The organism is Breoghania sp. L-A4, from assembly GCF_003432385.1.
In the GTDB taxonomy this organism is placed as follows: domain Bacteria; phylum Pseudomonadota; class Alphaproteobacteria; order Rhizobiales; family Stappiaceae; genus Breoghania.
The window spans coordinates 3,314,979-3,338,464 of record NZ_CP031841.1 but is presented as its reverse complement, the minus strand read 5'-3'; the positions used below and the strand labels follow the sequence as shown (position 1 = coordinate 3,338,464).

Sequence of the window (23,486 nt, the reverse complement as noted above, 5' to 3'; positions counted from 1 at the left end):
CAACCTCCACGCACCGCCGGAACCGACACGTGTCTCAGCGTGGTGTGCAGAGTGCCGCCGCGCGGACCCACCAGTGCGGGTGGTCGTGGCCAAGCCGCGCGGCCGCACCGGTTGCCGCCCTGGCTGACCGGCAAACCCCGAAACAGGTGGCTCCGGATCCCGACATGCGGGCCAGCATCACCTCCGGTCGCGCGCCGAGGGCCGCGAGCACTTTGCCGATTTGTGGGGCCAGAGCAGTCGCCGGGGCTTCGAGGTCGTTGCGGGTGGCTGCAAGCCAGTCGCACAGGGCGTCCGCGCCGTCGAAGTGGTCGGGCATGGCGGGCAACGGCGAATTGTCCGGGTCTTCCAGGCGCCTGAAGACGGCGGGCGTCGACAAGGCAGCGCCGGCATTGACGAGAATGATGCCGGCGTCGGGTAGCGGCGGCAGCAGGGTGATGTCGTCGCCGATGCCACGGGCGATCAGCGGCTTGGATGCCAGGCACATCGGCACGTCGGCGCCGATCTCCAGCGCCAGGGCGGACATTTCTGCGACTGTGATATCGACGCGCCAGAGGTCCTTGAGCAGCCGGAAGGCCGCCGCCGCATCGGCGGAGCCGCCGCCGATGCCGGAGGCGAGAGGCAGTCTCTTGTCCAGAACCAGCCGCGCGCCGGTTTTCACGTCCGCGCGGTTCGCCAGCAGCCTTGCCGCCTTCATCACGAGATTGCTCTCATCGGCCGGCAGACCGGCTCCGAAGGGACCGGTGATTGTCAGCGACAGGGCCTCGGCGGGTTCCACGCTCAGCCTGTCGCCGAAATCGGGGAAAGCTACGAGCGTGTCGAGCAGATGATATCCGTCCGATCGCCGGCCGGTCACATGCAGGGCGAGATTGATTTTCGCGCGTGCGACGATCGTTGCCGCGCCGCTTCCAGACCCATCGTCCATGTCGGATATCGGCGGCCGGTCAGCCGCCATTCTTCTCGACAATGGGCACGGGGGCCTTGCCGTTCAGGCCGACCTTGAGCTTGTTCTCGATTTCAGCCAGGGCGTCGGCGTCCGGTTTCAGATCACGCGCGTGGCTCCACTGGAAGGTGGCTTCAAGTTTGCGTCCGATCGTCCAGTAGGCGTCGCCCAGATGATCGTTGATGATCGGATCCTCGGGCCGCAACTCCACCGCGCGTTCGAGTTCGGCGACGGCCTTGTCGTATTGGCCGAGCCGGTAGTAGACCCATCCGAGGCTGTCGACGAAATAGCCGTCGTTGGGCCGCAGCTCGACGGCCTTCTGGATCATGCCCAGCGCCTCGTCGAGGTTCAGACCCTTGTCCACCCAGGTGTAGCCCAGATAGTTCAGCACCAGCGGCTGGTCGGGAAACAGCTCAAGCGCCTTGAGGAAATCCGCCTCAGCCAGTTTCCAGCGGCCCGTCCGCTCGTAGGTGATGCCGCGGTGATAGTAGAGCGGCCAATGGTGTTCCTCGGGCGTCGCCAGTGTCTCGATGCCGCGGGTGTAGACCTTGGAGGCCTCATCGAAGAGGTCATGGCTGCGCAGGACGGTTCCCAGCGCGGTCAGCGCGTCCAGATCCGGCGGCGTGGTCTCCACCAGTTTGGAGAGATGCGCGCGCGCCTGGTCAATATTGTCCAATGCGTTGTAGTTCATGCCGATCTCGATCTCGGCGCGATGCTTGAGCGGCGACGTCTCCGGAATCTTGCTGAGGATCTCGATGGTCCGTTCGTGGTCGCCAAGCTGCTGGAACAGTGCCGACAGACCCATCATCGCCAGTTCCGCTTTCGGATCGAGGTGCAGCGCCAGTTGCAGGTAGGCGGCCGGGTATTCGTCGCCGCCGTCGCGGCCGAGGATCGATCCAAGACCGTACAACACCTCCGCGGCGCCCGCCTGGGCGGAGCCGATCATCGGCGGCGGTACGCGGCCGGCCGCGATCACGGCCTTGGTCTCGTCCATGAGCGGATGACCCGGCAAGCCCTTTTCAAACTGGGCGATGACGTCGAGCGCCTGGTCCTTTTCGCCCGCCAGCGCCAGCATGCGGGCGCGGGCCTGGACAATGCGCAAGGCGCCCTGATCGGCCTTGTAGGCGGCCGCGATGCGGGCCGCGGCTTCCTCGCTGCGGTTGGCGAGATTCAGGATCATGCCTGCATGGTAGGCGCGGTAGACCGCATACCAGTCCGGCCCCTGCAGCGTATCGATCAACTCCAGTGCTTCGTTTGTCTTGCCGGCGCCGGCAAGCGCCCACGCGGACAGCAGCTTGCCGGTCAATTCCGGGAGCGGCCCGCGGCCCGTCTGCGACAGATGCTTGCGCGCGGCCACGAAGGACCGTTCCTTGAGCGCGGCGGTTCCCAGCGTCAGCCGGGCGAGCAGGTTGTTGCGGTCAATGCCGATGAGCTGTTCGGCCAGCTTCTGGGCCTCGGGTATCTCGCCGTTCGCAAGCTTCAGGGTGAAAGCCCGATCGAGCAGGAAAGCGTTTTGGGGATCAGCCTTCAACGCGTCGGCGTAATAGGTGGCCGCTTCCGCGAAATCACGGCTCTTGTTGGCGAAGCGGGCGGCCAGGTAGCTGCCGGAGAAGGAAATCGGATACGTGGATACCGCGGGGGTTTCTGCCTTTGCTTCCGCGAAGGCTGCTCCGTGGAGGCCGAGAAGGGCAATGGCGGACATGGCGGCCAGGCGCACCAGCGGGCCGGCCTTGCGGGTCGCCAAGCCGGAAACAGGGGCGCCGGAGAGAAGGGCGATTGTCGGATCAGCCATGGAACCTCGCTCAAGCGCGAATCGCGCAATATCGCATCATGATAGGGTCTGGCTCGGCCAAACGCTTGAGGATGCTGCGTGTCCGCATCGGATTGCTCCGGTACGGTTTCCAGAATCTCAACAATGCGGCCCGCGGAATGCCGCCAGGCATCGCCGCGCAATGGTCAAGCCGACCCACCAAAGGCGTAAGACGGAGTGCGGGAAAGCGCCGCCGAATCAGCCACCCCGCAGGGTCATTCAACAGTCTTTCTCACTCTCCGGGTGCATCGCCGTTCAGCATGGCGCTTTTGTGGCTCAGCGGCAAGAATTTGCCGCCTGCTTCAGCGATGTGGCGTCTGCGTACGACGTTCATGCGGATGCCGTGGTGCCGCGTCGCGTTGATTTCCGGCTGGATATTCGCCGTTCAGGTGCGTCATTTTTCCGCTAAATGTCAGTTCCCCTTGTTTTGCCGGGTCTGGCATTGCATTGCACTGCGGTGACGGGTCGCAGGGGGCGACCGTCGCCGCGTATCCGCTGTACGCAAGACTGCCGCGTTTGGGCCGGCCAGCATCGCGCGAGACGCGCAAGGTTTGCCCGGGTGCGTTGGGACTGATCGGGTGGAATGCCGGAAAGCGATGTCGATTTCCGGCGGCGCGATCGACCAACCGCGCTGGATTGGATCAAAAGGAACGAAAATGATGGCCAAATGGGTCTACGGTTTCGGGGATGGACGTGCCGAGGGTGCCGCCGAGATGCGCGACTTGCTGGGCGGCAAGGGCGCCAACCTGGCTGAGATGTCCAATCTCGGTCTGCCGGTACCTCCGGGTTTCACGATCACCACGGAAGTCTGCACCTGGTACTACGACAATGGCCGTCAGTATCCCGCCGATCTGGACACGCAGGTTGACGCGGCCCTGACCGCGATCGGCGACATGACCGGCCGGGTGTTCGGCGACAAGGACAACCCGCTGCTCGTCTCGGTGCGCTCGGGCGCCCGGGCCTCGATGCCCGGCATGATGGACACGGTGCTCAATCTCGGGCTCAACGACCAGACCGTGCTGGCGCTGGAAGCGGCTTCTGGCGACGCGCGTTTCGCCTACGACAGCTATCGCCGGTTCATTCAGATGTACTCCGACGTGGTGCTCGGCGTCGAGCATCACGCGTTTGAGGAAATCCTCGACATCTTCAAGGAAGGCAAGGGCCACGCGCTCGATACGGACCTGTCGCCCGACGAGTGGAAGCAGGTCATCGAGCGTTACAAGGCGCTGGTGGAGGAGGAGCTGGACCAGCCGTTCCCGCAGGATCCCCGCGAGCAGCTCTGGGGCGCGATCGGCGCGGTCTTCGGCTCGTGGATGAACCCGCGCGCCAACACCTACCGCGCGCTCTACAATATTCCCGCGAACTGGGGCACAGCCGTCAACGTTCAGGCGATGGTGTTCGGCAACATGGGCGACACCTCGGCCACCGGGGTCGCCTTTACCCGCAATCCCTCGACCGGCGAAAATGCGCTCTATGGCGAGTTCCTGGTCAACGCGCAGGGCGAGGACGTGGTTGCCGGCACACGCACGCCGCAGAACATCACCGAAGCGGCGCGCATCGAGGCCAAGTCCGACAAGCCGTCCCTGGAAAAGGTGATGCCGGAGGCCTTTGGCCAGTTCCTTGAGATCTGCAACAAGCTCGAGCAGCATTATTGCGACATGCAGGACCTCGAGTTCACCATCGAGCGCGGCCGGCTGTGGATGCTGCAGACGCGTTCGGGCAAGCGCACCGCCAAGGCCGCGATGAAGATTGCCGTCGACATGGCGGACGAAGGGTTGATCAGTCACGAAGAGGCGATCCTGCGCGTCGATCCGGCGGCGCTGGATCAGCTTCTGCACCCGACGATCGATCCCGCGGCCCGGCGTGACATTGTCGCAACCGGCCTGCCGGCCTCGCCCGGCGCGGCGTCCGGTCAGCTCGTGTTCACCTCCGACGAAGCGGTGGAACTGGCGGGCACCGAGCAGAAGGTGATCCTGGCGCGGGTGGAAACCAGCCCCGAGGACATCCACGGGATGCACGCCTCGCAGGGCATTCTGACAACCCGGGGCGGCATGACAAGCCATGCGGCCGTGGTGGCGCGCGGCATGGGCAAGCCCTGCGTGTCCGGCGCCGGGTCGATCGTCATCGACTACCGCAAGGAGACGCTGACGGCGGGCGGCCGCACCTTCAACAAGGGCGACATCGTCACGATCGACGGCGGAACAGGCGAGTTGCTTGCCGGCGCCGTGCCGATGCTGCAACCGCAGTTGTCGGGCGACTTCGCCGAGTTGATGGAATGGGCCGACGATGTGCGCCGGATGAAGATCCGCACCAACGCCGACACGCCGACCGACGCGCGGCACGCGCGCGACTTCGGTGCCGAAGGCATCGGCCTGTGCCGCACCGAGCACATGTTCTTCGACGACGAGCGGATCATCGCCGTGCGCGAGATGATTCTGGCGGAGACGGAGACCGGACGGCGCACGGCGCTGGCCAAGCTGCTGCCGATGCAGCGCCAGGATTTCACCGAGCTGTTCGAGATCATGCACGGTCTGCCGGTGACCATCCGCCTGCTGGATCCGCCGCTGCACGAGTTCCTGCCCAAGACGGAGAAGGGGATCGCCGAAGTGGCCTCGGTCATGGGCGTCGATCCGGAACGTCTGCGTGCCCGGACCCATGCTCTGGTCGAGCTCAATCCGATGCTTGGCCATCGGGGCTGCCGTCTTGCGATCACCTACCCGGAAGTCGCCGAGATGCAGGCCCGCGCGATTTTCGAGGCGGCCGTTGCCGCCGCCAAGACAACGGGCGAGCCAGTGGTGCCGGAAATCATGGTGCCGCTCGTCAGCCTCAAGCCGGAGTTCGACTTCGTCAAGGCACGCATCGACGCCATGGCGGAAGCGGTCGCGCAGGAGACTGGCGTCACGGTCGCGTATCAGGTCGGCACGATGATCGAGCTGCCGCGCGCCTGCCTGCGGGCCGCGGAAATCGCCGAGACGGCGGAGTTCTTCTCCTTCGGCACCAACGATCTGACGCAGACGGCCTTCGGTATCTCGCGCGATGACGCCGCCTCGTTCATTGGCGATTACATGAAGAAGGGACTGATCGACCAGGATCCGTTCATCTCGCTGGATCCCGAGGGTGTGGGTGAGCTGGTCCAGATCGGCTGCGAGCGCGGCCGTGCGCAGCGTCCTGACATCAAGCTCGGCATTTGCGGCGAACATGGCGGCGATCCCGCTTCCATCGATTTCTGCGAAAGCGTCAAGCTCGATTATGTGTCGTGCTCGCCGTTCCGCGTGCCGATCGCGCGGCTCGCCGCCGCCCAGGCCACGCTGAAGGCGCGCAAGGGCTGAAGGGACGCCGGAGCATCCGGCTGATGAAACCATCGGGGAGGGCGCAAGGATGAGTGCAACCGACGCCGTCCCCGATATCGAGACGGTCCGCGCCGGCGGCAAGCCGGCGCTGGCGCGCGCCCTCGCTCAGGTGGAAACCGCCGAGGGAAGCGCCGGTCTTGCGTTGTTCCTCGATAAGGCGGCGTCAGCCGCGCGCGCGCATGTGCTGGGGCTCACAGGGCCGCCCGGCGTCGGCAAATCCACACTCACCAATGCGTTGATCCGCCAGGCGCGGGCACAGGGAAAGACCGTCGGCGTCATCGCGGTGGATCCATCCTCAAGGGTCTCCGGCGGCGCGCTGCTGGGCGACCGCACGCGGCTTGCCACCGATCCCGAGGACGACGGCATCTTCGTGCGCTCCATGGCCGCGCGCGACCGGCTCGGCGGGCTCTCCGATCACGCCATTGCCGCCGTCGTGGTGATGCGCGCCGTGATGGATCTGGTCATCGTCGAGACGGTCGGCATCGGTCAGTCGGAAGCCGACATCGCGCATGTGGCCGACACGGTGGTCCTGTGCATCCAGCCCGGTTCCGGCGATTCCCTGCAATTCATGAAGGCCGGCGTCATGGAGATGCCCGATGTTTTCGCCGTCACCAAGGCGGACATGGGCGAGGCGGCGCGGCGCGCGCGGGCCGATGTGGAGGGCGCGCTTACGCTGGCGCGGCCCACCGGCTTCAAACCGCCCGTCGTTCTGCTGTCCGCCTCGAGCGGCGACGGGCTGGAAGACCTTGCGGAGGCGATCGAGGCGCATCGGGCATGGCTCGCGGGTGAGGATCAGCTTGAGCGTCGGCGCGCCGGCCAGGCTCGCGCCTGGATTATTGACGCAATCCGCCAGCGCTGGGGTAGCGAAGGGCTGGCGCGTGCTGATCTCGCTGCACCGGCACACTGGGCCGATGGCGATCATCCGTTTCAGGTAATACGCCAGGTTGATGACGAATTGCGCCAACGTTTTGACAGTCGAAACGCCGTACAATAACTTTCGTATACTGCGACATTATTACGCATCGTGGAGATGCATGTCGATTATATTTCATGTTTTCTTAATTGAAACTTCACCTTGGAATTTTTGCATGGCATCGGTAAGGAAAGAATTAGCAATTTAAACGGATATTTCAATGAGGTTTTTCATTGGGAGCTCCGCCGTGGTTATTTTCTCCAGGTTTTCCATTGCACTGCGGATCGCGGTGTTGTGCCTGATCCCGTCTGTGGCGCTCGTGGCTCTCGGCATACAGCGTCTTGTCGATGAGCGCGGCAACGCCGTGCGGGCCAGGATTATCGCCGGTGTCGTCGAATTGGCTCCGATCGTCTCGGGTCTGGCGCATGAGTTGCAGAAGGAACGTGGCGCGTCCGCCGGTTTCATTGGCGCCAAGGGTAGCGCGTTCATCGACCGCCTGACGGCCCAGCGCGCCGAGACGGACGCGGCGCTTGCCCGGTTCCGCGGCGCTGTCCCGCGCGCTGGTGGCGATCTCGACTACCCGGCGTTTTCGGCGCCCTTCGGGCGCGCACAGTCCATCCTCGCGCAGCTTGACGAGACCCGGCGCGAGATCGATGGCCGGCGGATCGTGGTCGGCGAGGTGGCCGGCTACTACACGCGGCTGATCGGCAACCTCTTGTCGATGGTCAAAAGCGTATCGACGATTGCCGACAAGGGGCGGATGGTGCGCAGTCTGACTGCCTATTCGGCGCTGCTGGAGGGCAAGGAACACGCCGGCATCGAGCGCGCGATGGGCGCCAACGGGTTCGGTTCCGGCACGTTCGACGCGGCCATTTATCGCCGTTTTGTCGGTCTCGGCGCGACCCAGACGAGCTATTTCGAGATGGTGCGCGACAACGCGCCGAAGGGCGCCGGCGAATTGCTCGCGACGGTGCTCGACGGACCGGTTTCCGAGAGCGTCCAGGAGATGCGCGACCTCGCCTATTCCGCGCCGTTCGGTGGTGACATCTCGGCGGTGACGGGACCGCAATGGTTCGCCGCCAGCACGGCGCGGATCGACGAGCTAAAACGTGTCGAGGATGTGCTCGCCCGCGACATCGTCGCTGCCGCTCAGGCCGGCGCCGCCGTCGCCAGATCGGCGTTCCTGATGGTCGCGACGACTTTGGGGTTGCTGCTGGCGACGCTCGCCGCGCTGTCGATCGCGATCGCCCGATCGATCGCCACGCCGATCCGCAAATTGTCTGTCGACATGCGTCTGCTGGCGGAGGGCGACGTTGGTATCGATATCGCGGAAAGACGGCTGCACGACGAAATCGGCGGTATGGCCCGCGCTGTGGAAGTTTTCAGGGACAACGCGATCGCCAAGACGGCCCTGGAGACGGAGGCGGACGCGGCCGCCGCTCGGGAGGAGGAGCGCAAACGGGAGACAATGAACAAGCTTGCCAACGATTTCGACAGCGCGGTGGGTGCCATCATCGTTTCGGTGAGTGAGACGACCAACGAGCTGAAACTGGCCTCGCAGGGCATGTCGGCCATGGCCGAGCAGACCGCCAACCAGTCGACCGCGGTGGCGTCTGCGTCGGAGGAAATGTCGGTCAACGTGCAGACGGTGGCCAGCGCGACGGAGGAGATGGGCGGTTCCGTCGACGAGATCGGCCGCCAAGCGATGCTGTCGTCGGAAAAGGCGCAGGCGGCGTCTGCGGCGGCGGCGCAATCGGTCGGCCGGGTGCGCGCCCTGTCGGGGTCCGTCGAGCGCATCGGCGGAATCCTCGGGCTGATCCAGGCGATCGCCAAACAGACGAACCTGCTGGCGCTCAACGCCACGATTGAGGCTGCGCGGGCGGGCGAGGCGGGCAAGGGCTTCGCGGTGGTCGCCAGCGAGGTCAAGCAGCTTGCCGCGCAGACCGCCGAGGCGACGGAGGAAATTTCCTCGCAGATCGGCGTCATCCAGGGCGAGACCAATGCCTCTGTCGCCTCGATCGAGGAGGTGACGCGGGCCATCGAGGATCTGAGCGGCATGGCCTCGGTGATCGCCGCCGCCGTCGAGGAGCAAGGCGTGGTGACGCGTGAAATCGCATCGACAATACAGCAGGCCGCTCTCGCAACCGAGGAGGTCACGGGCAACATCACGGGGGTCGGCCAGGCCGCTGGCGATTCGAGCGCGGCCGCGGCGAAGGTGCGCGATCTTGCCGGCATGATGGCCGCACGCGCCGCCGATCTGCGCACCGAGACAGACCGCTTCGTGGCAACGGTGCGCACCGGCTGAGTGGAGCGCTCCGGGGCCTCTGGACAGTGGCCGCCACTGCCGCCATGTTCGACCGCATCAAGGCAGGCGGAGGAACATGCGATGACGGACCGTCCGAAAGTGGCGTTTCTGGGAACAGGATTGATGGGTGCGCCGATGGCGCGGCGCATCCTCGGCGCCGGATATTCGCTGAGTGCCTGGAATCGGACGCCGGACAAGGCCGCGGTGCTGGCGCCAGCGGGTGCGCGGGTGGCGTCAACGCCCGCGGATGCGGTCGCGGACGCCGATATCGTCATTTCCATGGTTTTCGACGGTGCCACCGTCGCCGACCTCTATTTCAATCAGGGCGCGGTCGATGCGGCGAAGCCGGGCGCCCTGTTCATTGACATGAGTTCGATTCAGCCGTCGGTGGCGCGAGACCTTGCCGCACGGCTGGCGGAGCGCGGATTGCGTTATCTTGATGCTCCCGTGTCCGGCGGCACGGCGGGCGCCGAAGCCGGCTCGCTGGCGATCATGATCGGCGGCCCAATCGAAGACATCGAGGCGGCGCGCGGCGTGCTGGAGGCCATGGGGCGTGTGACCCGCATCGGTCCGCATGGAACCGGTCAGCTCTCCAAGCTGTGCAACCAGGCCATCGTGGGTATCACGATTGGCGCCGTGTCCGAGGCGCTGTTTCTTGCCGAGAAGGGCGGTGCGGATCCGGCCGCGGTGCGCAACGCCATTCGAGGCGGATTCGCCGAGAGCCGCATTCTGGACCTGCACGGCCAGCGCATCGTCGATCGCGACTTTGCACCCGGCGGTCCCGCTCGCTTGCAGCTCAAGGATCTCGACAACGTGCTGGCGGCGGCGGGCGAAGCCGGCGTCGATCTTCCGCTCAGCCGGCAGATGCGCGACCGTTATTATTCACTCGTGCATGAACTGGGGGGCTCGGAACTCGATCATTCCGCCCTATATCTGGAGTTGGAGGCCCGCAACATGGCGGACGCCTGAGCGGCCCTTCGCTGCGTCAACAGACGGGACATGCGCAATGAACATCGGTGAAGCGGCGGAGATTTCGGGCCTGCCGCCGAAAACCATCCGCTATTACGAGGACATCGGATTGCTGACCCCGGCGCGCCGGGGCAATGGCTATCGCGACTATGCCGCGCGCGATGTTCACAAGCTCAGCTTTCTGCGCCGGGCTCGTTCGCTGGGATTTGTCATTGAGGACTGCCGGCAGTTGCTCTCGCTTTACGAGGACAAGGGCCGGGCGAGCGCAAGCGTGAAGACGATGGCAGAGGCGCGCATCCATGACATCGACGCCAAGATCCTCGAACTCGAGGCCTTGCGCCAGACACTCTCCAGTCTCGTGTCGGCGTGTCATGGCGACGACCGGCCCGACTGTCCGATTCTTGATGATCTGGCGGGCTTGGGGATGCGTTCCGACGGTCTTGGGACCGCGCCGGCCCCGACACGTTAGGCGCCAGCCGATCCTTGCTCGGTCGGAGATTTGTATGTCGGGGTGTTGGAGGCTGATCAGGCGACGCTTGATTCGGCGCGTTCCAACGGGGTCACGTTGGAGTCGGTTTCCGCTTCATCGCGAAGCCTGGCGGAAATGATCTCCTCGCGCACCGGTCTTGAGAACAGGAAACCCTGCAGCGTCTCGCAGCCCGCGGCTTGCAGGAAGCGATGCTGGCCCTGGGTTTCGATACCTTCCGCCGTCACATGCATTCCCAGCGCGTCGCCCAGGCCAATCAGCGTGTGCACAATGGCGGCGGCTTCGGGTTCCGTCTCGACCGAGGTGATGAACGAGCGGTCGATCTTGAACTTTTCGAACGAAAAGCGCCGCAGGTAGCTGAGGCTTGAGTAGCCTGTGCCGAAGTCGTCCAGGGCGATCCGAACGCCGATCTCGCGCAATTCCCTGAACACGCGCATGGCGGCGTGGGTGTGGTCCATGACCACGGTCTCGGTTACTTCCAGTTCCAGGCGGCGGGGGTCGAAGTTCTCTTCTTCCAGGATGGTTCGCAGCAGCTCTGCGAAGTCGGCGTGGCGAATTTGCGCCGGCGAGACGTTGACGGAGATCAACAGACCCGGCCAGGCGTGGCCCGCCCGGCATGCGGTGCGGATGACCCAGGCGCCAATCTGCCACATCAGGTCCGAGCGCTCGACGACCGGCATGAAGTGGCCGGGCGAAAGCATGCCCTTTTCGGGGTGGTTCCAGCGGATCAGGGCTTCCACGCCGACCGTCGTGGCGCCGTCCGAGGTCACCTGCGGCTGGTAGAGGAGTTCGAACTGATCTTCGACCAGGGCCGTGCGCAGCTCGCGCTCGATCTGCCGGCTGAGCCGCAGCTTGTCGTCCATGCTGCTCTCGTACTGGACATAGCGGCCGCGGCCGTCGGCCTTGGCGCGGTACAGCGCGATGTCGGCCCGGCGCAGCAGCTCAACCGGCGTGTGCCCTTCGCCGCTGGAAATCACGACACCCATGGAGCAACTGGTGTGCAGGGTCTGGTCGGCGATGGTGAAGGGCTCGGAGAAGGCGGCTTCCAGCTTGCGGCAAACGTCGGTGACGCCGGCGACGTCGTGCCGGCTGACGGCCAGCAGCGCGAATTCGTCGCCCGAGATGCGCGATACGGTGTCCGCGGGAGAAATGCACGATTGCAGGCGGCGCGCCACCGCCTTGATCAACTCGTCGCCGGCATAGTGGCCCAGCGTGTCGTTGACTTCCTTGAAGTGGTCGAGATCCACATAGACCACGCCGAGGCAGGTTTCGGTGCGTCGCGCCTGCAGCAGCGCTTCTTCGAGGCGGCGGGAAAACAGCACCCGGTTGGGCAGGCCGCTCAGATCGTCGTGCAGGGCCTGATGTTTCGCGAAAGCCTCGCTTTCGGCAAGGCGGACGGTCGATGTGTGGGCGTGGCGCAGGACGCCGACGGCGAGCAGCAGGATGACCGAGAGCGCCAGCACCATCATCGGCCCGGCCTCATCCATCATGGCGGAGCCGTGTTTGCTCGGCGTCCACACGAGATGGCCGAGCAGCTTGCTCTTGCTGTCGTAAAGGGGCAGGGCGCTTTCGGAATTCCCAGTCCTCTCGGCGCCGGCGACAAAGTGCAGGTCCATCAGCCGGTTGACCGTGGAGATTCGCTGCAGGAAGGCGTCGTCGACATAACGCACGGTGACCAGGGTGCTCGGCAAACCTTCGAGCAGTGCGACATTGGCGCTGAGCGGGGCGATCGCCATGATCGTCACCAGCGCCGGAACGCCACCGACCAACTGGAACGTCGAGCGGTAGGCTGCGTCAATATTGCCAGTGAAATCAGGCATGAAGACCAGTTTGTTGCTGGGTCTCCTGTAGACATGCTCGGCGAATGCGAACTGGGTTTCGCGCACCAGGTAGTCGATGTTCTCGGCAAGCAGTTCGTCATAGATGCTCGGCACCCAGACGCTGCCATTCTTGTTGGCGTAGATCGGCCGGCGCAGCGGCGTCAACACCATGACAAGGTCGTGGCTGTAGGACTCGGCCAGCCGGCTCGCAATATGGGTGTGCACCCAGTTGGCGCGATAGCGGCTGTGGGCAAAATGGTAGATGGCATCGCCGACGGCGTAGTGCTCGACTTCCTTGGCGATGCGCTGCTGTTCGGCGTCTAACCCATTGCGCAACAAGCTAAGTTCGTAGCGCATGGCGGAGTTGTCGGCCTTGCGGGCAGCCCAGACCAGCCCGGCAATGGCGATCGAGACCGCGATCAGCATCAGCGCCGCGACCGAGGTGGTGATGCGCACGCTCAATCCCCGCCGGCTGCCGAGCCCGTCGGGCACGGCGGAGGGGTCGCGCGCTTCCACACTGATGGGGTTCATCTCCTCCATAGGGAAAGTCATATAGAGCGATCGTTAAGTTTTTCTGATTATCCGAAAAGTACCTCACCTTTTACTGATTTGATAAATACCTATGGACAAAGGAACTTTCGGCGTTACTCAGACGCTGACTTACGGTCAATCCGGCCAAGCGCTCGCGCGAGAGGCAATCCAGGGCCGGGCGCTCAGATCAGCTTCAGCCCGCGAAAACTGGCATGGCCGCCGCGGGCGACGATGATGTGATCGTGAAGCTCGATTCCCAGCGGCCTGGCGATGTCGGCGATCTGGCGGGTCATCTGGATGTCGGCGCGCGACGGCGTGGGATCGCCGGAGGGATGATTGTGCACCAGGATCAGCGCGCTGGCCGATAGCTCCAGCGCGCGCTTGACCACCTCGCGCGGATAGACGGGGGTGTGATCCACCGTGCCGCGCTGCTGTACCTCATCGGCGAGCAGGCCGTTCTTCTTGTCGAGAAACAGAATGCGGAACTCTTCGCGCTCGGCATAGGCCATGGCGGCGCGGCAATAATCGAGCACGGCGTTCCACGACGACAGCGGCTTGCGGCTGGCCACCTTGGCGCGCGCCGCGCGCAGGGTGCTGGCGTGCACGATCTTCAGATCGTCGATGGCGGAATCCCCCACCCCCTTGATTTCCTTGAGCAACTTAGGCGGGGCGGCGAGCACCTCGGTGAAGGAGCCGAACCGCGCGATCAGCGCCTTGGCAATCGGTTTGGTGTCCTGACGCGGGATCGAGCGGAACAGCAGGAGCTCGAGAAGCTCATAGTCCTCCAGCGCGTCGGCGCCCTTGTCGCGAAAGCGCGCGCGCAACCGGGTGCGGTGCCCGTGATAGTGGGGCTGTTTTGGCCGGGTATCCATGAACCCCGGCGCGTCACCGTCGCTCGCCGCCATGCGCCTTCCCCGCCGCGCCGTCCTTGTTCTCGCACAATCCCCTGGCGCGCCGTCGCCGGGCACGTCCGATCCCGGCCCTGGAGCACTTCAAATCCACGCAACTGGGCATAATAATTTCCGGCCTTTTGCATCGAATTCGAACAGAATTAGACTCTTTTTTGAATCAAATTTGAATCACTTTCGAGACCCGTCCGGCGTTGGCGAGGGACTGGCGTTGCACGCCAATACTTCAATGTGCCGTATGGTAAATACTCGCGAGGCCGCGTCCACCGACTTTCGCGCGAACAAGCGCGCGCATGCACGGAGCGGGTTGGACGCCGGAGCTCGGCCGTCACCGGCCCGGCGCGTCGCCACGGCTGCAATGCCGCCGTGCGCTGGCATGACGGATCCGGCGAGGCAGGCCAGTCGCGTCCGGCCGATGGTCAGGCGCTGATGAGCGGCGGCATGAACAGGCCGGCGGGGGAGGCGGTGAAGATCTGGCACCCCTCGGCCGTCACGCCGATGGAATGCTCGAACTGCGCCGACAGGGAGCGGTCGCGGGTGACCGCGGTCCAGCCGTCCGACAGCACCTTCACATGCGGCCGGCCGAGATTGACCATCGGCTCGATGGTGAAGATCATGCCCGGCTTCAGTTTCACGCCCTCTCCGGCGCGGCCGTAGTGCAGGATGTTGGGGGCGTCGTGAAACAGCTTGCCGACGCCGTGGCCGCAGAAATCGCGCACCACGGAGCAGCGCTGGCCTTCCACATAGTCCTGAATCGCCGCGCCGATGTCGCCGGTGGTGGCGCCCGGCTTCACCGCGGCGATGCCGCGCATCAGGGATTCATGGGTCACCTCGATGAGCCGCTCCGCGGCGCGCTTGATGCGGCCCACGCCGTACATGCGGCTGGAATCGCCGTGCCAGCCATCAACGATGAAGGTCACGTCGATGTTGACGATGTCACCTTCCTTCAGCGGCTTGTCGTTGGGAATGCCGTGGCAGACCACATGGTTGATCGAGGTGCAGCTCGATTTGGTGAAGCCGCGGTAGTAGAGCGTCGCGGGCGGGGCGCCGTGCTGCTTGCCGAAGCCATAGACGAAATCATCGATTTCCCGGGTCGTGACGCCGGGTTTCACGATCTCCACCAGCGCATCCAGGCAGCGCGCCGTCAGTTGGCCGGCCGCCTGCATTCCCGCGAAGTCCCGCGGACCATAGAGCCGGATCTGGCCTGTATTTTTCGGCGGCGCCTCGGCCGCGTCGACGTAATTCACCATCGGGAAGTCCTGTTCGCCATCGATACCGGCGCTCTGGAGCAGATCCGTTTCCTACAGAACCGGTTCCTGGCTCCAAGTCCTTGTTTTGGCGCAAATCCGGACGGGCAACCGGTACCCGCTTATCCTGGATTTGCTCCAGTGGCCGCGCGCGCCCCGGATTGGCCGTCACTGCACGGCGCCGTGCGCTGATTGCCCGCCGATCATGCGCGGGCCGCTGCGCTGACGCATGGCGGAGCGGCTCGCGCGGGAGCATACTCATGTCGCGTTGCTTTCTGTCATATAGAGCACTCCTTGAGCGGGCGCAAAACTCCGGGCCGAAATAATTGCGTCGGCGCGCAGGATGGCCGTGTCGCGTTGGGGCGCATGGCCGCGTTCCGGAGCCGCGCCTCGGCCCCGGATGCGCCTCGCGCGCGCCGATCCCGGGGGCTTCCGTCACCGCGGAGGCGATCACTTGATTGTCGTCCGGGGCCGGGCTACTCAACACGTTCGACGCGGGCGTGGCGGAACTGGTAGACGCAAGGGACTTAAAAATCTTTTGTATCCACTCTCCGATATCAGACGCGAATATTTTTGATCAGATTTTTCAATGCATTAGGTCCGTATTACAATGCCCGATATTGCAGGTGCATCGGCATCGAAGTGTCATGAGCATCCGAAGATAATTCAGCTCAATCTTAAGACTAATGTCTTCTAACTATTGCGCCGTAAATCCCTGCGTTCGCGCGCAATTTCTAGACGCTTAGGGTAGGTATATAGACGTTCAAGTAGTTCGTAGGCAAAATCTTTAAGGTCACTTACATCGGCTTCAGTTAGCGTTCCATCGTGGGCCCCATCATTGCCATCCTGCTGGATACATTCAGCTAGGTCTTTTAGTTCCGCTGGTAATCGGTTGTTATCGAAAAGCCACTCTAAGCGCAGGCCCAACGAACGCCGTATTCGGTTATTCGGTTCTTCGTCTTCCGCTGGTAGGAGAGTTTTTGTCGCAAGGTCTATCGCTGAGCGGAACATTGATCCAGCAGCATTCCAACATTCAACGCTTGCACACGTAGAGGCTTCTCGAAAAACAGTATCAATAGTTTCAGGAACGTGTTCTGGTGGCGAAAAAATATTATTGTTTGTAATATTTATATATCCTATCTCATTCATGAAATCATTTATGGATCCACCGTATTTGTATAATGAATTGTCTTCTGAAAGGTAATCTTTACGGGTGTAATCATTAAGTTCGACAACAAATATTGTTCCAGCATGGCAATGCCTACAAATTGAGTAAACTTCGTACCTCGCGATCCAAGCCACATGTCCTATCCCACAAAAATTCTGAGCGAGAACGTCAAATGTGGTTTGCTTAACGCCACAACGAGGGCAGTTGGCAATTAATTGACCCATTTTCCGTCGACTTCCGCGTTGAGTTCAAATGGTGCGGGCGGCGGGACTTGAACCCGCACGGCCTAGGGCCTCCAGATTTTAAGTCTGGTGTGTATACCAATTTCACCACGCCCGCGTTGGGTACCTGATTTATCTACCTCACAGAATATTGCAACTCGATAGCCCTTGACCCACGACCGATCCGACCGGTTGCGCTTGCGAAGCCGGGCGTGCCATCGCTGTGCCAAACCGTGGCACGGGTGGAATGAAAGTGGTCAAAGCCTGAAGGGCTTCGGCCATTCCCATTGGACTTAAAATCCGTCGGCCATTGGTCATGCGGGTTCGAGTCCCGCCGCCCGCACCATTTTTCGTGCCTCCCGCAAGGCCTTGCGCCCCATTCCGGCTGGCGGTCCTGTTGCCGATCCTGTCCGCTCGGGGCGCCGTGATTCGGCCGCTGGCGCTGATCCGTGAGGCGGCGAGCGCCGCGGCGGGCGCGGCCAAATGGCCTGACAGGCGCGCGGAATCTGCCGCAACGGCACTAGAATTCGTATTTATACTTATAATGCGAATGCGACATGTGGCTCCACTGCCACTCTTTCGCCAGAATGTGCCGGACCGCTCCGCGTGCTCGTTGACGCATCGGAATTGTACGAACATTGTTGGCGATGTATTAATACGCCAGTCACGCGCACGATTTTGGCAGTCTTGAGCAGTACTGTTGCCGGTCCGGACCTTCTTGCCGCAATGCGCAATTGCTGGTGGAGTTAAGGTTAGCGGTTGGCAACAAGCCATGATTCGAATTCCGGATTCTTGCGTGTGGCGTTGCTGGGTGGGGAAGCTGCGGATGTTCCGGGCGCTAATTTTTCTTTTTTCTTTGCTGATCGCCGCAATCAGCGGCCCGGCGTACGCGCAAATTGTTCCCACGTTCTCGCAAGCTTTCTCGCCGAGCACGATTGCTTCCGGCTCGGTGTCGCGAGTCACCTTCACCATTACGAACCCGAACGCGTCTGCGGTTACCGATCTCGCGTTCACCGATAATTTGCCTGCCGCGGTGACGGTTGCGTCAATTCCCAATGCGACCACCACCTGTACCAACGCGACCGTGACGGCGCCTGCCGCCGGTGCGACGATCACTTTCGCCGGCGACGGCGCGGCGAGCGGCGCGGCGGTTGGCGCCAATAGTTCCTGCGTGGTCGCCGTCAACGTGACCGCGACGACAGCAGGCACACATACCAACACGACGGGCGCGCTTTCGTCGTCGGCGGGATCATCGGGCACATCGTCCGCGGATCTGACGGTGGATGCGGCGCGGCCGATTCTGTCCAAGGCGTTCTCGCCATCAACCGTGGCGTTCAACGGAACCTCCACGCTGACGTTCACGATCGAGAACCCGACCGGGTCCACGGTGACCAATGTCGCGTTCACCGACACTCTGCCCACAGGCATGGTGGTCGCCTCACCCGGGGGCGCGACGAGCAATTGTACCGGCGGTACCGTCAGCGCCGTTGCCGGAAGTTCCACGATTTCGCTCAGCGGCGCGTTCTTCACGGCCGCCACCACCTGCACCATCACGGTGCCGGTCAAGGCGAGCGCGGTCGGAACGCTGGACAACGTCACGAGCAATTTGAGTTCAAGTGCCGGGACCTCGGGGTCGGCGACGGCGAGCCTCAACGTCACGGCGCCGGAACTCATCGGCGCGGCGCTGACCAAGCAGTTTCTGAGTTCCTCGGTGGCGCCCGGTTCGACGATCGTCACGCGTTTCACGATTCAGAACACCGACAGTTCGTTCGCGGCGACCGACATCAGCTTCACCGACGATCTGGATGCGATGCTGTCCGGGGCGACGGCGACGGTCCTGCCGGCGGCTGGGTCCATCTGCGGCGGCGGGACGATCTCCGGCACGTCCTTGCTGATGTTTTCCGGCGGATCACTCGCCTCGCGCAGCAGTTGCACGTTCGATGTCACGATTCAGGTGCCCGGCGGCGCGCCCGATGGCCAGGTGACCAATACCACGAGCGCCACATCGGCGACGATCAACAGCGCCACGGTGGCGGGCACCGCCGGGGTGGCGAATTTCACCGTCGACAGCACCGTGCCGCTTCTCACGAAGAGCTTCGGCACCAACCCGGCGGCCGCCGGCGGCTCGACGACGCTGGACTATACAATCACCAACACAAGCGCCGGTTCGGCGATGACCGGCGTCGCGTTCACTGATCCGGTCACCCAGGACCTGCCGATCACGTCAGCCGATATCACGTTGGGCGGCTCGGGCACCTGCGGGGGATTTGTCTTCGTGCAGGACGTCATGGGAGTACCGAGTATCTCTATGTCGGGGGGGGCTGTGGCCGCCGCCTCGAGCTGCTCCTTCTCCGTGACTCTCGCGATTCCCGAAGCCGCGCCGGCGGGGGACTATGCAAGCACGTCGGAGGTGATTTCGGCGACGGTCGGCGGCAGCACGGTGACCGGTTCGCCGGCGAGCGACACGCTGAGCGTAACGGCGCCGGATGTGTCGGTGTCGTTTACGAAGACGTTCACCGATGACCCGGTGGTTCCCGGCGGCTCGGCGACACTGCAGTTCGAGCTGATCAACTCGACGGAAGGTGTCGCGCTTTCCGATCTTGGCTTTACAGACGATCTGGCGATGACATCCGGTTCGGGGCCGCTGCCGGGCGGAGTGACGGCCACCGGTCTTCCGGCGGACGGGTTCTGCGGCACGGGGTCCTCGCTTGTGGTAGCCGGGGGCGTGCTCACCATGACCGGCGGGCAGCTTGCCGATGCCGCGAGTTGCACTTTCTCTGTTTCCGTTCAGATTCCGGCGGGTGCAACGCCGGACACCTATACCAACACGACCAGCGCCGTGAGCGGAGACGCCGGCGGAGGCGTGGTGTCCGATCCGACCGCGGTCGCCAGCGATACGCTGGAGATCAGCGACCTGCTGGCGGTGACGGGGACCAAGAGCTTCACCGACGATCCCACGCCGGCCGGCGGCAACGTGACGCTTCAATATACGCTGACCAATCCGAATGCCGGCGACGATGCGACGGCCATCTCCTTCACGGACAGTATGGATTTCGGCCTGCCGGGGACCGGGCTCGAGCTGGTCGGGGCGCTGCCGACCGATCCCTGCGGCACCGGGTCGTCGTTGGGTCTTTCCGGCACGACCAACGGCGTCCTGTCTCTGTCGGGCGGCAACATTCTCGCCACAGGTTTCTGTACCTTCTCAATTACACTTACGGTTCCGGCTGCAACCTCGCCCGGCAGTTACGGCAGCGTCTCCAGCGCCATTTCATCAACCATCGGCGGCACCGGCGGTTTTTCCTCCTCGGCGGCGTCGGACACGCTGAGCGTGCTTTCGGCGGCCAGCGGATTGGTGCTGACCAAGAGCTTCACGGACGATCCCGCGCTGGCGGGCGATCCGGTGACGCTGCGTTTCACACTCGACAATACCGCCGGCACGAGCGACGTCACCGCGATTTCCTTCATTGACGATCTGGACGCGGCACTGAGCGGACTCGCGGCAACCGCTCTTCCGGCGACCGGCTTCTGCGGCGCGGGATCCGCGATCTCGGGAACGTCGACATTGTCGATCACGGGTGCGAATCTGCTCGCCGGCGCCAGCTGTTTCTTCGATGTCACGCTGCTGGTGCCCGGCGGGGCCGCCGCCGGCACCCACATCAACACCACCAGCACGGTGTCGGCCACGGCGAACAGTGTTGTGGATACGATCGCCGCCGCAACCGATGGATTGCAGGTCAGCCCGTCCAACGTGACGATCACCAAGTCGTTCACCGACGATCCGGTGCTTCCCGGCCGTCCCGTGACGCTGGAGTTCTCGATCCTCAACCCGGCCGCGGGCGGCGCGCTGTCCGACATCCGCTTCTCCGACAATCTCGATGGCGCGCTGACCGGGCTGGTGGCCACCGGGTTGCCCGCCTCCAACGTCTGCGGCAGCGGCTCCACGCTGAGCGGGACGTCCTCCATCGCGCTGACCGGCGGCGCGCTGGCGCCGGGCGGCAGTTGCACGTTCCAGGTGACCCTGCAGGTGCCCGCGAGTGCGCCCGCGGGCAGCTACGTCAACACCACGAGTGACGTGACCGAAGGCGTGGCGACGATCGCCAGCGCGGTCAGCGACACGCTGGTGGTCTCCTCGCCGGTGCCGAACATGACGTTCGCCAAGTCGTTCACCGACGATCCGGTGATCGCGGGTGACACGGGAACGCTGCAGTTCACCATCACCAATCCCGATACCGTGGCGACGATCACGGCCATCGGGTTCACCGATGATCTGGATGCGATGGCCACGGGCACGACCGTCGCGTCGGTCGCCGGAGCCGGGTTCTGCGGCGGCAGCGCGGCGCTCGCGGGCACCGGAACCGGCACGCTGACGATGACCGGCGGCAGCCTGGCGCCGGGCGCAAGCTGCGTGTTCACGATCGGGTTCATGGTTCCGGGCAGCACCGCCGCGGGGGACTATGCCAACACAACCAGCGTGCTTTCGGGCACGGCGAACACCGTCGCAGGGACGGCGGGCACCGCGTCCGATACGCTCTCGGTGCTCAATCCGGTCGCGGACACCACGTTCAGCGCGAGCTTCACCGAGGGAACCGTGGGCGTCGGCGCGACCACGCCCGTCCAATTCACCATCACCAATCCGAATACGACGCTGAGCGTCGATGCGATCGGATTCACCGCGGATCTGTCGACGATCTTCGCCGGGGTGACGAGCGCCAGCCTGCCGGCCAACGGATTCTGCGGCGCGGGCGCGACCATGACCGGCGGCGGAACGCTCTCGATGAGCGGCGGCTCCCTTGCGGCGAACACGAGTTGCACCTTCACCGTTCAGGTCCAGCTTCCGGGCACCATCCCGACCGGCGGCTACACGCTGACCACCAACAATCTGTTCGGCTCGGTCAATGGCGTGCCCACGACGGGGCCGAATGCGACGGCGATGGTGACGGTTGTGGCGGCGCCGACGCTGGCGGTGACGCCGGCGACGAACCTGTCGGGGACCGGCCCGCAGGGCGGACCGTTCACGCCGCCCTCGATCACCTACACGCTGGAAAACCAAGGCACGGTGCCGCTCAACTACACCGCCGCCGCGGACGTGGCGTTCGTCGACGTCACGCCGCCCAGCGGCACGATCCCCGCAAGCGGCACCACCACTGTGACCGTGGCGTTCAACGCCGCCGCGGACGCGCTTGCCGCCGGCGCCCACAACGGCATCGTCACCTTCACCAATCTCTCCAACGCCTCGGCCACGACGACGCGCACGGTGTCGCTGTCCATCCAGGCGCTGGGGACGGTGACGCTGGTGCAGCGGACGCAGGCCGGTGACGGCACCTTTACCTTCTCCTCGGTGACGGCGGCGCTGAACGTGGCGGTGACGACCACCGACGGCACCGGCACCTCCGGCGGGATCTCGCTCGCCGCGGGCACCTACATGGTGACCCAGACGCCGCCCGACGACGGTTTCGGGCTTACCGGGGCCAGTTGCGATGACACCGACAGCACGGTCGATCTGGCGACGCGCACGGCGACCATCGTGCTGGCGACCAACGAATCCGTCGTCTGCACGTTCGATAGCGCCAATTCGCGCGAACGCACCGTGGAGGTGATCAACCGCTTCCTGCACCGCCGCGCCGATCTGATCCTGTCGAGCGAGCCCGACAGCGGACGCCGCATCGACCGGTTGCGCAATCCCAACGGCGGGGCCAGCGGCTCCGGCGCGCCGTTCGAGTTCGGCATGACCGCGCCGGGCTCGGTGTCGGCCACCTTCGAGACGTCGGTGTCGCAGATCCGCGCCGCCTACGCCGCGCAGGACAACGCCAAGGCGGCGATGATCGCCACCTCGGGCGCCTTCGCCAATCCCGCGATCACCACGCCTGAGGCCAAATGGGATTTCTGGGTCAGCGCGCAGGTGACCCAGTTCAATGACGACACCGGCGGCAGCGACGGCGACGGCATGTTCGGTATTCTCTACCTGGGCGGCGATTACCGGGTGAATTCCTCGCTGCTCATCGGCGCGGTGGTGCAACTCGATTATCTCGACCAGAGCTGGAACGACATCTCGGCCAGCGCCTCGGGCACCGGCTGGATGGCGGGTCCCTATGCCACCGTGCGGATCACCGACAATCTGTTCTTCGACAGCCGCGCCGCCTGGGGCATGTCGTCGAACGAGATCAGTCCGTTCAACACCTATACGGACAATTTCGACACCACCCGCTGGCTGGTGCGCGCGGGGCTGATCGGCGACTGGCGCTTTGGCGACTTCTCCTTCCGGCCCAGCGCCAGCGTCGCCTATATGCAGGAGACGCAGGACGCTTACGTGGACTCGCTCGCCGTCACGATCCCGAGCCAGACCGTCAGTCTCGGACAGGCGAACTTCGGGCCCAGCGTCGCCTATCGCTACACCACCGAGGACGGGCTGACGTTCGAGCCCTCCGCGTCGCTCAAGGGCATCTGGAACTTCTCGTCGGATACCTCCGGCGCGACCACCACCACGAGCGCCGCGGGCGTCGATTTCCGCGCCAAGGCGGAAGTCGGGCTGAGGGTGCGCGGCGTGAGCGGCGTCTCGCTGCAAGGCTCGGCCAGCTATGACGGCATCGGCGTGGACGACTACGACGCGGTCACGGGCCGGCTGGAGCTGTCCGTGCCGTTCAACTAGGCACGCCGCGTCTCTGGATTGGAGGCGTGCCGCTCTTGTCCCTCTCCCTCGACGGAGAGACGGGAGCAATTGGGCGCATCCGGCAGAACGGATCTGGAGCCAATGATTTGGGCGTCGGCCCGGATCCGCGCCGCCGGCTTGGTCAGACAGGTAATCCTTCCGCAACGTCAT

The 23,486-nt window shown here is 64.3% G+C and carries 14 protein-coding genes and 1 tRNA gene; 7 read left to right on the top strand and 8 right to left on the bottom strand.

What is annotated here, in order from left to right:
- Nucleotides 1–34: 34 nt before the first annotated feature.
- Nucleotides 35–922 (bottom strand): 4-(cytidine 5'-diphospho)-2-C-methyl-D-erythritol kinase, encoded by an 888-nt coding sequence (locus tag D1F64_RS15265; protein WP_117414636.1) that lies wholly within the window; start codon nucleotides 920–922, stop codon nucleotides 35–37.
- A gap of 19 nt (nucleotides 923–941) precedes the next feature.
- Nucleotides 942–2,732: a tetratricopeptide repeat protein gene (locus tag D1F64_RS15260; RefSeq protein ID WP_117413116.1), complete on the bottom strand. Its 1,791-nt coding sequence runs from the start codon at nucleotides 2,730–2,732 to the stop codon at nucleotides 942–944.
- Between D1F64_RS15260 and D1F64_RS23490 the strand changes: the two genes are divergently transcribed.
- The 6 genes from D1F64_RS23490 (at nucleotide 2,717) to cueR (ending at nucleotide 10,756) form a co-directional block, all read left to right on the top strand.
- Nucleotides 2,717–3,211 (top strand): hypothetical protein, encoded by a 495-nt coding sequence (locus D1F64_RS23490; RefSeq protein ID WP_162901591.1) that lies wholly within the window; start codon nucleotides 2,717–2,719, stop codon nucleotides 3,209–3,211. The genes D1F64_RS15260 and D1F64_RS23490 overlap by 16 nt on opposite strands.
- A gap of 198 nt (nucleotides 3,212–3,409) precedes the next feature.
- On the top strand, nucleotides 3,410–6,079 hold the full coding sequence (ppdK, locus tag D1F64_RS15255) for a pyruvate, phosphate dikinase (RefSeq protein WP_117414635.1): 2,670 nt from the start codon (nucleotides 3,410–3,412) through the stop codon (nucleotides 6,077–6,079).
- Nucleotides 6,080–6,128: 49 nt separating this feature from the next.
- On the top strand, nucleotides 6,129–7,094 hold the full coding sequence (gene meaB, locus D1F64_RS15250) for a methylmalonyl Co-A mutase-associated GTPase MeaB (RefSeq protein ID WP_117413115.1): 966 nt from the start codon (nucleotides 6,129–6,131) through the stop codon (nucleotides 7,092–7,094).
- A 166-nt stretch (nucleotides 7,095–7,260) separates the two neighbouring features.
- Nucleotides 7,261–9,318 carry a nitrate- and nitrite sensing domain-containing protein gene (locus tag D1F64_RS15245; protein ID WP_162901590.1) on the top strand — a complete coding sequence of 686 codons (2,058 nt, stop codon included), beginning with the start codon at nucleotides 7,261–7,263 and terminating at the stop codon, nucleotides 9,316–9,318.
- Between the two features lie 81 nt (nucleotides 9,319–9,399).
- A complete protein-coding gene (locus D1F64_RS15240) occupies nucleotides 9,400–10,287 on the top strand; it encodes an NAD(P)-dependent oxidoreductase (protein WP_117413113.1) in 888 nt (295 codons plus the stop codon).
- Between the two features lie 37 nt (nucleotides 10,288–10,324).
- Nucleotides 10,325–10,756: a Cu(I)-responsive transcriptional regulator gene (gene cueR, locus D1F64_RS15235; RefSeq protein ID WP_117413112.1), complete on the top strand. Its 432-nt coding sequence runs from the start codon at nucleotides 10,325–10,327 to the stop codon at nucleotides 10,754–10,756.
- A gap of 56 nt (nucleotides 10,757–10,812) precedes the next feature.
- Here cueR and D1F64_RS15230 read toward each other — a convergent pair whose 3' ends face one another.
- The 6 genes from D1F64_RS15230 to D1F64_RS23485 form a co-directional block, all read right to left on the bottom strand.
- Entirely contained in the window at nucleotides 10,813–13,146 is a 2,334-nt protein-coding gene (locus tag D1F64_RS15230) for a bifunctional diguanylate cyclase/phosphodiesterase (RefSeq protein WP_117413111.1), read from the bottom strand.
- A gap of 161 nt (nucleotides 13,147–13,307) precedes the next feature.
- Nucleotides 13,308–14,030 carry a DNA repair protein RadC gene (gene radC / locus D1F64_RS15225; protein ID WP_117413110.1) on the bottom strand — a complete coding sequence of 241 codons (723 nt, stop codon included), beginning with the start codon at nucleotides 14,028–14,030 and terminating at the stop codon, nucleotides 13,308–13,310.
- 422 nt (nucleotides 14,031–14,452) lie between these two features.
- A complete protein-coding gene (gene map / locus D1F64_RS15220) occupies nucleotides 14,453–15,283 on the bottom strand; it encodes a type I methionyl aminopeptidase (RefSeq protein WP_117413109.1) in 831 nt (276 codons plus the stop codon).
- A 690-nt stretch (nucleotides 15,284–15,973) separates the two neighbouring features.
- The gene (locus D1F64_RS15215) at nucleotides 15,974–16,582 is read right to left on the bottom strand and encodes a DUF4145 domain-containing protein (protein WP_205470491.1); all 609 of its coding nucleotides are present in this window, start codon (nucleotides 16,580–16,582) and stop codon (nucleotides 15,974–15,976) included.
- Nucleotides 16,583–16,701: 119 nt separating this feature from the next.
- Nucleotides 16,702–16,787 (bottom strand) — tRNA-Leu (locus D1F64_RS15210).
- A 23-nt stretch (nucleotides 16,788–16,810) separates the two neighbouring features.
- Nucleotides 16,811–18,406, bottom strand: a complete 1,596-nt coding sequence (locus D1F64_RS23485; RefSeq protein WP_248304478.1) for a hypothetical protein — start codon at nucleotides 18,404–18,406, stop codon at nucleotides 16,811–16,813.
- On the opposite strand from D1F64_RS23485, the gene D1F64_RS15205 reads away from it, so the two are divergent.
- The gene (locus D1F64_RS15205) at nucleotides 18,381–23,315 is read left to right on the top strand and encodes an autotransporter outer membrane beta-barrel domain-containing protein (RefSeq protein ID WP_248304477.1); all 4,935 of its coding nucleotides are present in this window, start codon (nucleotides 18,381–18,383) and stop codon (nucleotides 23,313–23,315) included. The genes D1F64_RS23485 and D1F64_RS15205 overlap by 26 nt on opposite strands.
- The last annotated feature ends 171 nt before the right edge of the window (nucleotides 23,316–23,486 follow it).